General features: G+C 37.6%; 13 protein-coding genes and 1 pseudogene. All 14 read left to right on the plus strand.

Going from position 1 to position 16,048, the window contains the following annotated elements; genetic code table 11:
• The first annotated feature begins 182 nt into the window (after positions 1–182).
• The 14 genes and pseudogenes from LBYS11_RS05310 to LBYS11_RS05370 all read left to right on the plus strand — a co-directional run bounded on the left by LBYS11_RS05310 (position 183) and on the right by LBYS11_RS05370 (position 16,006).
• Positions 183–1,849: pseudogene (locus LBYS11_RS05310) on the plus strand (ribonuclease J).
• Between the two features lie 225 nt (positions 1,850–2,074).
• Positions 2,075–2,260 (plus strand): hypothetical protein, encoded by a 186-nt coding sequence (locus tag LBYS11_RS24110; protein ID WP_233732458.1) that lies wholly within the window; start codon positions 2,075–2,077, stop codon positions 2,258–2,260.
• A 35-nt stretch (positions 2,261–2,295) separates the two neighbouring features.
• A complete protein-coding gene (locus tag LBYS11_RS05315) occupies positions 2,296–4,293 on the plus strand; it encodes an FtsK/SpoIIIE family DNA translocase (RefSeq protein WP_369823965.1) in 1,998 nt (665 codons plus the stop codon).
• 199 nt (positions 4,294–4,492) lie between these two features.
• Entirely contained in the window at positions 4,493–5,221 is a 729-nt protein-coding gene (locus tag LBYS11_RS05320) for a GntR family transcriptional regulator (RefSeq protein ID WP_048391539.1), read from the plus strand.
• A gap of 53 nt (positions 5,222–5,274) precedes the next feature.
• Positions 5,275–6,360, plus strand: coding sequence for a BMP family lipoprotein (locus tag LBYS11_RS05325; protein WP_048391537.1), 1,086 nt, complete (start codon positions 5,275–5,277; stop codon positions 6,358–6,360).
• 376 nt (positions 6,361–6,736) lie between these two features.
• The gene (locus LBYS11_RS05330) at positions 6,737–8,284 is read left to right on the plus strand and encodes an ABC transporter ATP-binding protein (RefSeq protein ID WP_054550535.1); all 1,548 of its coding nucleotides are present in this window, start codon (positions 6,737–6,739) and stop codon (positions 8,282–8,284) included.
• The gene (locus tag LBYS11_RS05335) at positions 8,284–9,330 is read left to right on the plus strand and encodes an ABC transporter permease (protein WP_004224945.1); all 1,047 of its coding nucleotides are present in this window, start codon (positions 8,284–8,286) and stop codon (positions 9,328–9,330) included. Before LBYS11_RS05330 ends, LBYS11_RS05335 begins: the two co-directional genes overlap by 1 nt.
• Before the next feature lies 1 nt (position 9,331).
• On the plus strand, positions 9,332–10,291 hold the full coding sequence (locus LBYS11_RS05340; protein ID WP_048391533.1) for an ABC transporter permease: 960 nt from the start codon (positions 9,332–9,334) through the stop codon (positions 10,289–10,291).
• Positions 10,292–10,460: 169 nt separating this feature from the next.
• Positions 10,461–11,732, plus strand: coding sequence for an EF-P 5-aminopentanol modification-associated protein YfmF (gene yfmF, locus LBYS11_RS05345; RefSeq protein WP_054550536.1), 1,272 nt, complete (start codon positions 10,461–10,463; stop codon positions 11,730–11,732).
• Complete coding sequence (yfmH, locus tag LBYS11_RS05350; RefSeq protein ID WP_066036548.1) at positions 11,729–13,030, plus strand: EF-P 5-aminopentanol modification-associated protein YfmH; 1,302 nt, start codon at positions 11,729–11,731, stop codon at positions 13,028–13,030. The genes yfmF and yfmH overlap by 4 nt, the downstream gene beginning before the upstream one ends.
• Entirely contained in the window at positions 13,027–13,755 is a 729-nt protein-coding gene (gene ymfI / locus LBYS11_RS05355) for an elongation factor P 5-aminopentanone reductase (RefSeq protein WP_016992831.1), read from the plus strand. The genes yfmH and ymfI overlap by 4 nt, the downstream gene beginning before the upstream one ends.
• Before the next feature lie 45 nt (positions 13,756–13,800).
• A complete protein-coding gene (locus LBYS11_RS05360) occupies positions 13,801–14,058 on the plus strand; it encodes a DUF3243 domain-containing protein (protein WP_004224939.1) in 258 nt (85 codons plus the stop codon).
• A 216-nt stretch (positions 14,059–14,274) separates the two neighbouring features.
• Positions 14,275–15,060 (plus strand): DUF3388 domain-containing protein, encoded by a 786-nt coding sequence (locus LBYS11_RS05365; RefSeq protein WP_026023397.1) that lies wholly within the window; start codon positions 14,275–14,277, stop codon positions 15,058–15,060.
• A 16-nt stretch (positions 15,061–15,076) separates the two neighbouring features.
• Entirely contained in the window at positions 15,077–16,006 is a 930-nt protein-coding gene (locus LBYS11_RS05370; protein ID WP_175400707.1) for a helix-turn-helix domain-containing protein, read from the plus strand.
• The last annotated feature ends 42 nt before the right edge of the window (positions 16,007–16,048 follow it).

Raw genomic sequence — 16,048 nt, forward strand, 5'->3', positions numbered from 1 at the left:
TTATTTAGCTCTATTTATACAGGATAGCCAATATTTGTTTTCCATCTGCTAGTAATAAGCAAATAGCAGGAAAATCTATTTCCTACGTGAAACATGTATTTTTAATTTGTGCAAAAGCTTTGCAAACCGTATAATAAATGTTAAGTGGTTGCTGTTCGGGATATTTTTTAGGAGGAAATAAATTGACAAAAAAGAAAAATGAATTAATCCGCATCATCCCTCTTGGTGGTGTAGGCGAAATTGGGAAAGCCATGTACGTAGTAGAAATTGATGAAGAGCTATTTGTGGTGGATAGCGGCTTAATGTTCCCAGAAGATGAAATGCTAGGTATAGATATCGTGATTCCTGACATTACTTACTTAGAAGAAAATAAAGAACGTGTGAAAGGTATTTTCTTAACACATGGTCATGAAGATGCAATTGGCTCTATTGCCTATGTATTACAAAAAATAAAGGCACCTGTGTACGGATCGAAATTAACTATTGCATTAGCAAAGGAACATTTAAAAGAATTACCTGCACCACATCAAGTGAAGTTTTTTGAAGTAACAAACCGTAGTCGTATGAATTTTAACTCAACGTATGTAACATTCTTCCACACAACACATAGTATTCCCGATTCGTTAGGGGTAGTGTTCCATACATCTGAAGGCGCGATTGTTCATACAGGAGAGTTTAAATTCGATCAGTCAGCGACAGGTAAATTTAAACCTGATTTAGCAAAAATGGCACAGCTAGGAGAAGACGGCGTTTTCATTTTACTATCTGAGTCTTGCGAAGCTGAGCGACCAGGATATACGACATCAGAGATTGTCATTGAAGAACAATTATCAAAAACATTCCACTCAGCACCAGGTCGTATTTTAGTAGCTGTTTACGCATCGAATTTTATTCGAATTCAACAAGTATTTGCTCAAGCACAGAAATCATTCCGTAAGGTTGTAATTGTGGGCAAACCATTGGAAAAGGCAGTTGATTTAGGCGTACAGCTTGGTTATTTAACAGTCGAAGAAGATACAATTATTCCGATCTCGGAAATGCAAAAATATCAAGATGATGAAATTATCATTATTGCAACAGGCAACAGAGGAGAACCTCTCGATGCTTTAGAAAAAATTGTCCGTAAGCACCATCGTGACATTAAAATTAAACAAGGTGACACGGTACTAATTACCTTTACACCTTCTCCTGGCATGGAAGTTCAAATGGCGAATACAATGAACTCTATGTCAAAAGCAGGCGCTGAAATTTTGACTTCTAGCAAAAATGTCCATGTTTCAGGACATGGTAGCCAAGAAGATTTAAAGCTGATGCTAAACTTGATGCAACCAAAGTACTTTATTCCCGTACAAGGAGAATACCGTATGCTAATTGCGCATTCTAAATTAGCACAACAGCTAGGTATGCAAAAATCCCAAATTTTTATCGCTGATAAAGGGGATATCGTAGAATATAAAAATAATAAAATGCGCATGAGTGGTCGTGTACAAGCTGGTAATGTCTTAATTGACGGTATTGGTGTAGGCGATGTAGGTAATATTGTCCTTCGTGACCGTAAATTATTATCGCAGGATGGTATTTTCATTGTGGTGGTAACATTAAATCGAGCACAAAAGAAAATTGCCTCTGGGCCAGAAATTTTATCACGAGGCTTTGTCTATGTACGAGAATCAGAGGAATTAATGATTGAGGCTTCTGACATTGCGAGGAATGTGATTGAAAAGTACGTTGGGAAAGAAACCTTTGAATGGACGAACATAAAACAAGAAATTAGAGATACGCTAAATACGTATTTATTCCAAAAACAAAACGTCGCCCAATGATTATTCCTATTATTATGGAATATTAATTGAACAAGCTCATCGTATATGCTTTGAGGAAAAAATAAATGATAAAGGATTTTCTCCCAATTGCGGTGGAAAATCCTTTTTTTGAAATATTCAAGTTCTACATGTGATGATTCGCTACATATATAGAATGGATTGCAGAAGAAGGTGAATTTGATGGCAGTTAGTAAGAGAAAAAAAGTTACTAAAAGTAAAGCGACAACAGAAAAAAAGAAATGCATCCGCTTATGTACGAAATATTAGGGTTGCTCTTAATTGCATTAGCAGTCATTATGATTTTTGAATACGGCATGATCGGGCGGATTCTACAAACAATCGCCATGTTCCTTTTTGGTAATTTACATTTTGCTGTTCCATTTATGCTTATATTTGTTGCATTGTTAATGATGATTGGTCGTAAAAAGTTGGGATAAAGGATCGATTAATACTTGGCATGTTCCTCATTGTTATGAGCTTAACGATTTTTAGTCATGGCATATTATTTGAACAACTATCCAAATCAGGTGGTCTACTATCTGATTCTGTGCTACGTGAATCATGGCGAATTTTGATTAATACAGATGGTATCATTCATCGTAGTAATGCTTTAGGGGGTGGCATGATTGGTGCCCTACTATTTAGTGGGCTTCATGTGCTGTTTGAAGCCTCGGGGGCAAAAGTTGTTGCTTGGGTTATTTTCTTTATTGGTTTAATTCTTGTCACTGGTAAAGCATTAGTGCCTTATTTAGCAGAAAAAACGCCAGATATATTTGGAAAATGGAAAAAAAAGCATCGTGATAAGAAAAAAAATACACCGAAAAAACCAAATAATCGTCGTTCAAGAGTAGAGAGTGGGGATGAAGTAGCAGCTGTTAATCAATCTATAGATATGCCTGAACAAGAAGAAGAAATACCACATGAACCAATTATTTCTGCTTTTACACAGAATGTTTCACAAGAAAGAGAAGTGATTGATACAACTCACATGGTGGAAAATGAACTTGAAGAAGCATCGGATGATGTCCAGATTCAGGGCACAGATGCAGTAGAAAATGCAGATTATCAGCTCCCATCATATAATTTATTACAATTACCTCCACAACATGATCAAAGTGGTGAATATTCAGTGATTCAGGCAAATGCCAAAAAGCTTGAGCAGACATTACAAAGTTTTGGCGTAAAGGCAAAGGTGACACAGGTGCATTTAGGTCCTGCTGTTACGAAATACGAGATTTTACCAGATATCGGTGTGAAAGTAAGCAAAATTGTCAATTTACAAGATGATCTTGCATTAGCATTGGCAGCTAAAGATATTCGTATGGAAGCGCCAATTCCTGGGAAATCTGCGATTGGTATAGAAGTACCTAATAGTGAGGTAGCCATTGTAACACTTCGTGAGGTATTAGAATCGAAAGATGGTGCTAAGCCTGAAGCATTATTACAAGTAGCATTTGGTCGAGATATTACAGGACAAGCTGTATTAGCAGAGCTCAATAAAATGCCACATTTACTTGTAGCTGGTTCTACAGGTAGTGGGAAAAGTGTTTGCATAAATGGCATTGTTGTATCCATACTAATGCGTACAAAACCGCATGAAGTGAAGCTCATGATGATAGACCCAAAAATGGTTGAATTAAACGTTTATAATGGGATTCCACATTTATTAGCGCCTGTCGTAACGGATGCCCGTAAAGCTTCGCAAGCACTGAAAAAAGTGGTATCTGAAATGGAACGTCGCTATGATTTGTTTTCTCATACAGGTACAAGAAATATTGAGGGCTATAATGCACATGTCCAAAAGGTTAATGATCAAACAGAGGAAAAGCATCCAAAGCTACCTTATATTGTGGTTATTGTAGATGAGTTAGCGGATTTGATGATGGTCGCATCAAGTGATGTAGAGGATTCGATTACACGTTTAGCGCAAATGGCAAGGGCAGCTGGCATTCATTTGATTATTGCCACACAACGACCAAGTGTAGATGTTTTAACAGGTGTCATTAAAGCAAATATTCCATCCAGAATTGCTTTTGCAGTTTCTTCCGCGATTGACTCAAGAACAATTTTAGACATGGGTGGAGCTGAACGATTATTAGGACGAGGCGATATGTTATTTTTACCTGCTGGAGCTTCTAAACCAAAAAGGGTGCAGGGTGCCTTTTTATCAGATCAAGAAGTGGAGGCAGTCGTTCATTTTGTTATAGAACAGCAAAAAGCTCAGTATCAGGAGGAGATGATTCCTACTGAAGAAGAGACCATTTTAGAGGAAACGGATGATTTGTATGATGAAGCAGTCCAATTAGTTGTCAATATGCAAACAGCATCTGTCTCTATGCTTCAACGTCGCTTCCGTATCGGTTATTCAAGAGCTGCACGTATTGTTGATCAGATGGAGCAACGCGGTATTGTTGGGCCTTCAGAGGGTAGTAAACCTCGCCAAGTACTTGTTCACCAATACGATAACTAAGCAAAAAATGAAGACGAAAATGGTGGGAGCATTTGTATTTTTGTCCAAAAATTTGCAGATAAAATAAAGAAAGAATGAATTCTATAACAGATTTTACTCAAAACTGTTTATTTCATTCTGCAAAAATGTTATATTTATGAACGATTAGTAGGAATGTTGTACATCAGATGTCTGATCTCTGATTTTGGTGGTGATATATGTGACTATTAAAGCAGATCATCGTCATCTCTATCTTCAAGTAATCGATCGTTTAAAATCTGACATCGAGGCTGGCGTTTTTAAAGAAAATGAAAAGCTGCCTTCAGAATTTGAATTATCGAAATCACTAGGAGTCAGTCGAGCAACACTTAGAGAAGCACTTCGACTGTTGGAAGAGGAAAATGTGATTGTGCGCCGACATGGGGTTGGGACTTTTGTCAACCCGAAGCCGTTGTTTACATCAGGCATCGAGCATTTATCTAGTATTTCTTCTATGATCGAGGCAGCAGGTATGGAGCCAGGTTCGCGATTTTTAAAAGCGACTGAGCATGTGCCTTCTGAGGAAGATTTAAAACGCTTCCAAAGTGATGGCGACGATAAAATACTCACGATTGAACGTGTCAGAACAGCGGATGGTGAGCCAGTAGTATACTGCATAGACAGGCTACCTGCAAGCTTCCTGCCTACTGACTTTGTCGAAAAAAAAGAAGTTTCACTGTTCTCTGCACTTGAGCAATCTGGCAAAATTCATGTAGCTTATGCTGTAACCTATATTGATCCAGTTGGGTATCATGAACAAGCCTCACCGATTTTAAATTGTGGACGTGAGACAGCTCTTTTAGTGTTAAAGCAATTGCATTATGATGATCATGATCAAGTAGTGCTCTATTCAAAAAATTATTTCCGAGCTGATAAATTCAGCTTCCATGTAGTTCGTAAACGGGTGTAGAACATTTCTAAATTTTTTCCTGCTAATTACAATACCTTTGGGGGGTTAATTAAATGAAAAAACGTAAATTTGGTTTAGTATTAACATCAGTATTAGCGGCAAGTGCTATTTTAGGTGCTTGTGGTACGAAAGACGACGAAAAGCCAGCGAAAGAAAATGACAATGCTTCAGGTGGCGAAAGCACAGAAGAAGCTTTCTCAGTAGCGATGGTTACTGACGTAGGTGGCGTTGATGACAAATCATTCAACCAATCTGCATGGGAAGGTGTACAAGCTTACGGTAAAGAGCATGATTTATCAAAAGGTGATGGTGGTTTTGACTACCTACAATCAGCTTCAGATGCTGACTATGAAACAAACTTAAACAACTTAGTTCGTCGTGACTTTAACTTAGTATTTGGTATCGGATTCATGATGGCTGATGCAATTGATGCAGTTGCTTCTGAAAATCCAGATAACCACTTTGCATTAATCGATGCTGAAGTAGAAGCAGACAACGTAGTAAACGTACTGTTCAAAGAGCAAGAAGGTGCTTTCTTAGCAGGTGTTGCTGCAGCGAAAACATCTAAAACAGGTAAAATCGGCTTCGTAGGCGGCGTTGATATTCCAGTTATTAACCGTTTCCACGCTGGTTTCGTTGAAGGGGCTAAAGCAGTAAACCCAGATATCGATATTCAAGTAAAATATACTGGTGCCTTTGATAAAGCAGATCTTGGTAAAATTACAGCGAACAGCATGTATTCTTCAGGTGTAGATGTAATCTTCCACGCTGCTGGTGCAACTGGTAACGGTGTATTCTCTGAAGCAAAAGAGCGTAAAGCGAAAGATCCAAATGCTGATGTATGGGTTATCGGTGTAGATGCTGACCAATACGAAGAAGGTAAAGTAGACGATAAAACAAACGTTACATTAACTTCTATGTTAAAAGGTGTTAATACAGCAGTAGTAGATATTTCAAATAGAGCGAAAAATGGTGATTTCCCAGGTGGAGAAACACTTGTTTACGGTTTAGCTGAAGACGGCGTTAAACTTGCGGATTCTCGCGGTGCGATTCCAGAAGATGTACAAAAAGTAATCGACGAATATAAAGAAAAAATTGCTAAGGGTGAAATCAAAGTTCCAGAAAAAGTGGAAAAATAATTCATCTTTTGATCATCATAAGGGACTCTTAGAAGGACCTTATGATGATTTTTCAATCTATCGTTATATTTAGATTATTCGCAATACTCTATTTAACTAGATTTATAGAAACCTTATAGAGGTAGTAATTATGATTTGAATAATGATGGTAACAAGTTAATAGAAGAAAGGTTTCTAACGATGACCTTTCCTGTATTAATTTAGCAAAACATCTACCTCTATAGGTGGGATATTAAATCGGTAATAAAATATAGCCTCTAGTAGAAAATTTATTACTGGACGTATGGCTTATCTGTACCATCCATCATGTAGCAGCAGATACTATACGCTAAGATGAAAATACTTAATAATAGTGCCTATTAAGGGAGTGACAAATTTGGATTATGTGATTGAAATGCTAGGAATCCGTAAAGAATTCGGTAATTTCGTGGCGAATAATAATATCACCCTCCAACTGAAACAAGGCGAGATTCATGCATTGCTAGGTGAAAATGGTGCAGGTAAATCGACTTTGATGAACGTCCTTTTTGGTTTGTATCAACCAGAGGGTGGCGAAATTCGTGTACGTGGGAAGGCTGTAAAAATTACAAACCCGAATATTGCCAATGATTTAGGGATTGGCATGGTGCATCAACATTTTATGTTGGTAGAAAACTTTACGGTAACAGAAAATATCATTTTAGGCACTGAGCCTACTAAAATGGGAATTGTGAATATAAAAGATGCGGCTAAGAAAGTACAAGCACTTTCTGAAAAGTATGGATTAGATGTTGATCCGAACGCCAAAATCGAGGATATCACGGTTGGTATGCAACAGCGTGTAGAAATATTAAAAACATTGTATCGTGGTGCCGAAATTTTAATTTTTGATGAACCAACTGCATCATTAACACCGCAAGAAATTACCGAATTAATTCAAATAATGCGCCGTCTTATCGCAGAGGGTAAATCCATTATTTTAATTACGCATAAGCTAAAAGAAATTATGGAAGTTTCAGACCGTGTGACGATTATCCGTAAGGGAGAAGGGATTGGCACAGTTGTAACCGCTGCCACAAATCCTGATCAGCTTGCTGAAATGATGGTTGGCCGTCAGGTTGAATTCAAAACGGAAAAAACGGATGCGACTCCGACTGACGAAGTGCTTGCGATTGAGAACTTGGTTGTTACAGACTATCGAAATATTGATAAAGTTAAAGGTCTTAATTTAAATGTTCGTAAAGGTGAAATCGTAGGTATTGCTGGTATTGATGGTAATGGTCAATCAGAGTTAATAGAAGCCATTACAGGTCTACGCAAAATTAAAAGTGGTAAAGTCAAGCTGAATGGTAAAGATATTACTAACATGAAGCCTCGTAAAATTACAGAGGAAGGCGTAGGACATATTCCACAAGACCGTCATAAGCATGGATTAGTTTTAGATTTCCCAATTGGTCATAATATTGCATTGCAAACATATTACCAATCTCCAATAGCGAAGGGCTTTGTGATGGACTATAAAAAGGTGTCAGAGAAAGCTCGCCAAATCATTAAAGAGTATGATGTGCGTACTGGTAATGGAGAGATGACACCAGCTCGTGCATTATCTGGTGGTAACCAACAAAAAGCAATTATTGGTCGTGAAATTGACCGTAACCCTGATCTATTAATTGCTGCTCTACCAACACGTGGACTTGACGTAGGAGCTATTGAATTCATTCACTCTCGTCTAATTGAGCAACGTGATAAAGGGAAAGCCGTTTTATTAATCTCATTTGAATTAGATGAGGTAATGAATGTTTCGGATCGAATTGCTGTTATCTATGATGGACAAATTGTTGATGAGTTAAATCCGAAAGAAACGACTGAACAAGAGCTAGGCTTACTAATGGCAGGACAAAGTAAAAAAAATATAAAGCGTGATGCGAAGGAGGGGAACGACTAATGTCAAATCGTGTCATTAATATCCTCGTTCCTATCATCTCTATCATTATCGGTTTAATTGTAGGGGCTATCGTTATGGTAGTCAGTGGCTATGACCCAGTGCAAGGTTATATCGCTCTTTGGACAGGTATTTTTGGAGATTCATATTCAATCGGGAACACAATTCGTCAAATTACACCATATATTTTAGCAGGTCTTGCGGTAGCATTTGCATTCCGTACAGGGCTCTTCAATATCGGTGTTGAAGGTCAGCTAATTTTAGGTTGGTTAGCCGCTGCATGGGTAGGTTATGCGTTTGAACTTCCTAAAATCATTCACTTACCATTAGCATTGCTTGCAGCAGCTGCTGCAGGTGCATTTTGGGCCTTTATTGCAGGTTTCTTAAAAGCGAAATTTAAAGTTCACGAAGTTATTGCGACAATTATGCTGAACTACACTGCACTTTATATTGCAAATGCAGTGATTAAAAAATTGTCCGATGGCAGCTTTAAAACAGAACGTATCCATGAGTCAGCTTCTTTACGTTCTCCGTTTTTAAGAGAGCTTACAGACAACTCAAGTCTTCACTATGGGATCATTGTTGCACTTTTAATGGTAGTTGTGATGTGGTTCATTTTAGAAAAAACAACACGTGGCTACGAGCTAAAAGCAGTAGGTTTTAACAAAAATGCCGCTGATTATGCAGGTATGAGTGTCAATAAAAATATTATTTTAGCTATGACAATTTCTGGTATGTTTGCAGGTCTGGGTGGTGCGATGGAAGCTTTAGGGACATTCCAAAACGCATCCATTAAACCTGGCTTTACGGGAATTGGGTTTGACGGTATCGCCGTTGCGCTACTTGGTGCCAATACACCACTTGGAGTAGTGTTTGGGGCATCCCTTTTTGGTTCTTTAAAATATGGTGCATTAAATATGCCAAATGCTGCGGGAATTCCAGAAGAAATCGTATCCATTATTATTGCATTGATTATCTTCTTCGTTGCATCAGGCTATATTATTCGAGTAGGCTTACAAAAGCTGAGCAAGAAAAAGGAGGGACAATAACATGAGCTTTTTAGAAATGTTATATTTCATCATCCCTTCAGCGATTCTTTATGCAACACCTTTGATTTTTACGGCCATCGGTGGGGTATTCTCTGAACGCTCTGGTGTTGTCAACATCGGGCTAGAAGGCTTAATGATTGTCGGTGCGTTTGTTGGTATTTTTGTCAATTTAGAATTCGCTTCATCATTAGGGGCAGCAACAGTTTGGGTAGCAATGCTAGCAGCTGTTGTGATTGGTGCTGTGTTCTCACTTTTCCATGCTGTAGCTTCTATTTCTTTCCGTGCCGATCAAACGGTATCAGGGGTAGCTATTAACTTATTAGGTTTAGCTGCAACCGTATTCTTAGTAAAAATGATTTATGATAAAGGTCAAACAGATATGATTGACCAACCGATTCGTCGTTTTGGTGTCCCTTACTTAGAGGATATTCCGTTCTTCGGTCGTTTACTGTTCCATGATGTTTACAGCACATCTATTTTAGCGTTCGCTGTAGCATTCGGGGCATGGTTTATCATTTATAAAACGCCATTCGGCTTGCGTTTGCGTGCAGTGGGTGAACATCCAATGGCAGCAGATACAATGGGTATAAATGTAAATAAAATGCGCTATATTGCCGTGATGATTTCTGGGGCATTAGGTGGTCTTGGTGGTGCAGTGTATGCACAAACAATTACACACGACTTCTCACACGCAACAATTGCTGGTCAAGGTTTCATGGCTATTGCCGCAATGATTTTCGGGAAGTGGCATCCAATTGGAGCACTAGGTGCAGCCTTATTCTTCGGTTTAGCACAAACATTAAGTATTGCAGGGAATCAAATTCCGCTAATCGAGAATGTTCCAGCAGTATATCTACAAATTTTACCGTATGTGTTAACAATTCTTGCTTTAGCAGGCTTTATTGGTAAAGCAAACGCTCCAAAAGCGAGTGGACAACCTTATATTAAAGGTAAACGCTAAGAAAAGCATTTTAAGGACTGGGCACTATGCTCGGTCCTTTTTTTATTATAATTGGCGTAATTTTTAATTTTTCCCATACATACTTTGGATTCCTTTTGCAATTATAGACAATAGACATGTATAGTATGTGTAGTACATCGTTATATTAAGAAGGATAGGAGGGTTTCATATGTTTAAAACAATACCTTTTGCAAAAGGTGTCAATTTGCATATCCGACAAACGACCCAATTTAAAACCGTAAATTTTTCAATTAAATGGAGAAGAGCATTAACGGCTAAAAGTGCATCAGAGCGTACAGTATTAACAAATGTACTGCAGCACAGTAATGCTAAATATAAGACAACTGCTGCTTTTCGAAGCTTTTTAGATGACTTGTATGGTACAGTTTTGTATTTTGATACATCGAAGCGCGGAAATGAGCATACGGTTCTTATGAATGTAGAGACTGTTAATGATCATTATCTAGCAAATACAAGTGTCTTAAACGAAGTCCTTGGTTTATTGCATACAGCTATTTTTGAGCCTAATCTAGAAAATGGTGTCTTTAAGGAATCCGTTGTTGAGCGTGAGAAAAAGACAGTTATTCAACGTATTGAATCTATTTTTGACGATAAATCTCGCTTTGCTCAATTCCGTCTACAACAAATCTTGAGACCAAATGAGCCAGCATCAATTTCAGCGAATGGTAGTGTCGAAGAAATTCAAAAGATTACCCCTGCCTCATTATTTGAGGCTTATCAATCGATGCTAGCTAACGACAAAATCGATATTTATGTAGCTGGAGACATTAATGAAGAGGAAATTGTTGCGAAATTAAAAAAAGCACTACCATTTAAGGATCGTACTCCTGAGGAAGTTCCAGCAGTACTCCCCCAACAACATCCAGACAATGATTATGTAAGAGAACAGCATGAAATGAAACAAGGTAAACTTCATATTGGCTTTAGCACACCTGTTAGATTTGGTGATGCAGATTTCTCTAAGATGCAAATTTTTAATGGGATTTTTGGTGGATATCCACATGCTAAGCTGTTTATGAATGTTCGTGAAAAAGAGAGTCTTGCTTATTATGCTTCTAGTTCCTATGCTTCGCATTATGGACTTGTATTTGTTGTATCTGGGATTGAAGCTAAAAATGAAGAAAAAGCGCTATCTTTAATTAAAGAACAACTTGCCGTCATGCAGGCTGGGGACATTACCGATTTAGAGCTGGAGCAAACAAAGGCTATGCTGACGAATCAGCTAAAAGAATCTTTAGATTCGGCACGAGGTCAAATTGAAATTTTTGATCAATATAAGGATTTACCTGAGGAATTCTCAGTTCAAGCCTGGGCAAATAAGTGGAAAGCTGTGACAAAAGAAGATGTTGTTGCAATGGCAAAGCAAGTGCAGCTTGAAGCGGTCTATTTCTTATGTGGAAAGGAGCAAGCCGCACAATGAAAACAATAGAATTTAAACAATTAGATGAAATACTTTATTATGAAAAACTAGACAATGGCTTAGATGTTTATATATTGCCGAAAAAAGGCTTTTCCAAAACATTTGTTACATTTACAACAAAGTACGGCTCTGTCGATCGTACGTTCGTGCCAATTGGTGACACAGAAAGTATTACTGTACCAGATGGTATTGCACACTTTTTAGAGCATAAAATGTTCGAAAAAGAGGATGGAGACGTTTTCCAAAAATTTAGCGAATATGGTGCTTCTGCGAATGCATTTACATCGTTTACGCGTACAGCTTATTTATTTTCATCTACTGACAATATTTATAAAAGTACAGAAACATTATTGAATTTTGTCCAAGAACCATACTTTACAGAAGCTACTGTCAATAAAGAAAAAGGAATTATCGGGCAAGAAATTACAATGTATGATGATCAACCAGACTGGCGTCTATACTTTGGCACAATCGAAAATATGTATCATCATCATCCTGTAAAGATTGATATCGCTGGTACAATTGAATCGATTGATGGCATTACAGCCGAGCACTTATATACGTGCTACAATACGTTTTATCATCCTTCCAATATGTTGTTATTTGTGATTGGTGCTGTTGAACCAGAAGAAATGATGACGTTTATTCGTGAGAATCAAGGTAAAAAAGAGTTCCCAGAACCAACGCCTATTCAACGCTTCTTTGATATAGAACCAACAGAGGTAGCTATTAAAGAACGTACATTAAATATGGATGTTCAAAAACCAAAAATTTATGTAGGTTTAAAAGCGAAAGACACTAATTTATCAGGTCAGGACATGTTAAAGCATGAGTTGTCGGTTCAAATTGCACTTGAGCTTATTTTTGGACGTACCTCTGATTTTTATGAACGTGTTTACGAGGAAGGTTTAATTGATGAGACATATGCTTTTGATTTTACCTTAGAAAATGGTTTTGGGTTTGCCATGATCGGATCAGATTCAGCAGAGCCTGATAAATTGGCAAAAACGATTATGGACGAATTAGCAAAATATGAAGGAAATAGCCAGTTTGATCGTGCTGGTTTGGATCGTATAAAACGCAAAAAAATTGGGTTCTTCCTACGTGCACTAAATTCGATCGAGTTTATCGCAAACCAATTCACACGATATTCCTTTAATGACATGAATTTATTTGATGTAGTACCAGTACTTGAGACATTAACTGTGGATGATTTACAAAAAGCATTTGCTTCTATCCAAGGTGAAACACAGCAAACGGTCTTTAAAATTCTGCCAAGTAAGCAGGATGCACAGTGAAAAAATTTGCCCTTGTTTTAGGTGCATCAGGTGATATCGGTCATGCCATTTGTCAAAGCTTAGCTGAGGACGGCTGGTCCATCTATGTACATTATTCAAACAATCAAAATGCGGCACAGAGATTATGTGAAATGCTTACCGAAAATTTCCCTGCACAAGAATTTATGCTTGTACAGGGGGATTTTTCAATTGTTAAAGGAGCAGAATTAGTAGCCGCGCAAATTTTCAATGTGCAGGCTATTGTTTTTGCTAATGGACAAGCCCATTATTCATTGCTCGAAGATACGACAGTTGAGGATATGGATGCTTTATGGCGTGTTCATGTTCAAAATCCTATGAGACTAACAGCTTTACTTTCTGGAAAACTTCGCAAGCATGAAGTGAGCTATGTACTATTTATAGGTTCCATTTGGGGAGAAGCTGGCTCAGCGGGGGAGGCACTTTATGCAACTGTTAAGGGTGCGCAACATGCTTTTGTTAAATCCTATGCAAAAGAAGCGGCATTATCTCGGATTAGAGTGAATGCTATTGCTCCTGGTTTTATAAATACCTCAATGAACAGCCATCTAAATCAAGAAGAGCTTCAATACATTTTGGACGATATCCCACTAGGTTCCATTGGACAAACAAAAGATGTGGCTGAAATGGTACGTTTTTATTTGTCTGGTAAAGCTGATTATGTGACAGGACAAATCGTACGATTAAATGGAGGCTGGTACATATAATAATCTCTTTTGCACATACTACTTGTGTAAAGGAGGAGGAAGAATATGACCATTTTAGAAAACTGGCAAAAATGGACATCGTTTTTAGGACAAAACGTTATGCAAGCTGAATCAAGTGGTATGCCGAAGAAAATGATTCAAACGGCTGCTGTCCAAATTGGGGAATATTTGGCGACTAATGTCGATCCTAAAAACGAACAAGAGCGAGTGCTGTCGGATTTATGGGGCGTTGCCTCTGAAGATGAAAAACATGCATTAGCGAATTGTGTCATTAAGCTTGTACAAAATAAGCATGTGCAGTAAATAAAAGAGGAGAGCCAATCTCCTCTTTTTGCTATACAATAAACTTTTTATCTGTGAAAACGGGAACGTATGTAAGCCTATTTAACAGTCATCAAAAAAAATTAGTAAATAACACTGTAATTCCATGTATTCTAACTTTCCATTACATAAAAAATCAGCTATGATGGAACTTATAAAGGATTTTTTACGTTAACTAATAGGAAGGGAACGAGTGTGTTGAGCGATTGGTACTTTGAATATGAAATTCAGGTGAATCGCCCTGGATTATTAGGAGATATTGCTTCACTTTTAGGGATGCTTCGTGTCAATATTATATCAATAAATGGTGTAGATGAGGATCGACGTGGTATGTTAGTGCATACAGACAATGATGAGGCAATTGAGCGTTTTCGTACAATTGTTTCGACAATGGAACATATTAACGTAACCAAATTTCGACAACCAAAACTTCGCGACCGTTTAGCCATTAGGCATGGTCGTTATATTCCTCGAGATGCAGATGAAAAAAACACATTCCATTTCGTAAGAGATGAATTAGGTATTTTAGTCGACTTTATGGCAGAACTCTTTAAAAAAGAGGGACATAAGCTGATTGGTATTCGTGGCATGCCACGTGTTGGAAAAACTGAATCCATAGTAGCCGCCAGTGTCTGTGCCAATAAAAAATGGATCTTTTTATCATCTACAATGATTAAGCAAACAGTTCGTAATAAGCTTGTGGGAGATGAATTTAGTCGTAACAATATTTTTATTTTAGATGGTATTGTGACTCGACGTTCATCTGATGAGAAACATTTGCAATTAGTGCGTGAAATGATGAATATGCCTTGTATCAAAGTTGTAGAGCATCCAGATATGTTTGTTCAGCATTCAGAATATAAAATAGAGGATTTTGATTATATTATTGAACTACGTCATCACACTGATGAAGAAATTACTTATGAAATAATGGAAAAAAATCATATGTCCGAATCCGATTCTTTTGGAGGATTTAATTTTTAATTTGATGTTAAAGTAGGTGTTATTAGTGGCAGAATTAGGGACTCGACTGAAAGAGGCGAGACTGTCTAAAGGCTACAGCTTAGACGATTTACAAGAAATAACGAAAATCCAAAAACGTTATTTAGTAGGGATTGAAGAGGGCAATTATTCCATTATGCCTGGTTCGTTTTATGTACGAGCTTTTATCAAACAATATGCAGAAGCTGTTGGGTTGGATGCGGAAGAAATCTTAGAGACATATAAAAATGAACTACCGAGCACTCCAAACGATCAAGTAAGTCAATCGATGACGAATAGCCCCAGCAGAAGAAAAGTAACGAAAGGCCCTTCGAATAAAATGATGGAGGCTATGCCAAAAATCATTGTTGCTTTATTTATTGTAGTCATTATTGTGGCTATATGGGTGCTATGGCAATCAAAAAACAGTCCAGGGACAAGCGAAGAAGTAAATCCAACTCCTGAGATTGAATATGACACAAATGTCAAGCCAATTGATAGTGAGAAGGATAAAAAAGAACAAGAAAATAAAGATGCACAGAAAAATGATAAAGAAGATACAAAAGCTACAGAAGAAACACCAACTGATGAAGATGACACTGATCAAACTGAAGAGATGAAGCAAACAATTTCCGCGGGTACTGTTGAAGCAGATGGAGCGACAACTTCTTATACGTTAACAGGGACGGATACAATGAAACTGAAAATCGAAATATCAGGCCCTACATTTGTTGGTATTCGCAATCAACAGCAACAAGAAATCTTAACAGATACGCGTGTCTATAATGCCGGGGAAGTAGTTGAATTTGACGCCTCAACACAAAACTATGTTCGTATTCGTCTCGGTAATTCAACGCAAGCTAAAATCTATATTAATGACGAACTTCTAACGTATGCACAACAAATTGTAACGCAAAATATCGTCATCAATTTCAATAAAGAACAGTAGTCATCACATGATGACTACTTTCTTTCATCATGAAAGGTGTTA

Source organism: Lysinibacillus sp. YS11 (genome assembly GCF_002896375.1).
Lineage (GTDB): Bacteria > Bacillota > Bacilli > Bacillales_A > Planococcaceae > Lysinibacillus > Lysinibacillus capsici.

Coding starts and splice junctions, on each gene's coding strand:
- LBYS11_RS24110 (WP_233732458.1), top strand. CDS start 2,075: ATGTACGAAATATTAGGGTTGCTCTTAATTGCATTAGCAGTCATTATG.
- LBYS11_RS05315 (WP_369823965.1), top strand. CDS start 2,296: ATGAGCTTAACGATTTTTAGTCATGGCATATTATTTGAACAACTATCC.
- LBYS11_RS05325 (WP_048391537.1), top strand. CDS start 5,275: ATGAAAAAACGTAAATTTGGTTTAGTATTAACATCAGTATTAGCGGCA.
- LBYS11_RS05335 (WP_004224945.1), top strand. CDS start 8,284: ATGTCAAATCGTGTCATTAATATCCTCGTTCCTATCATCTCTATCATT.
- LBYS11_RS05340 (WP_048391533.1), top strand. CDS start 9,332: ATGAGCTTTTTAGAAATGTTATATTTCATCATCCCTTCAGCGATTCTT.
- yfmF (WP_054550536.1), top strand. CDS start 10,461: ATGTTTAAAACAATACCTTTTGCAAAAGGTGTCAATTTGCATATCCGA.
- yfmH (WP_066036548.1), top strand. CDS start 11,729: ATGAAAACAATAGAATTTAAACAATTAGATGAAATACTTTATTATGAA.
- LBYS11_RS05360 (WP_004224939.1), top strand. CDS start 13,801: ATGACCATTTTAGAAAACTGGCAAAAATGGACATCGTTTTTAGGACAA.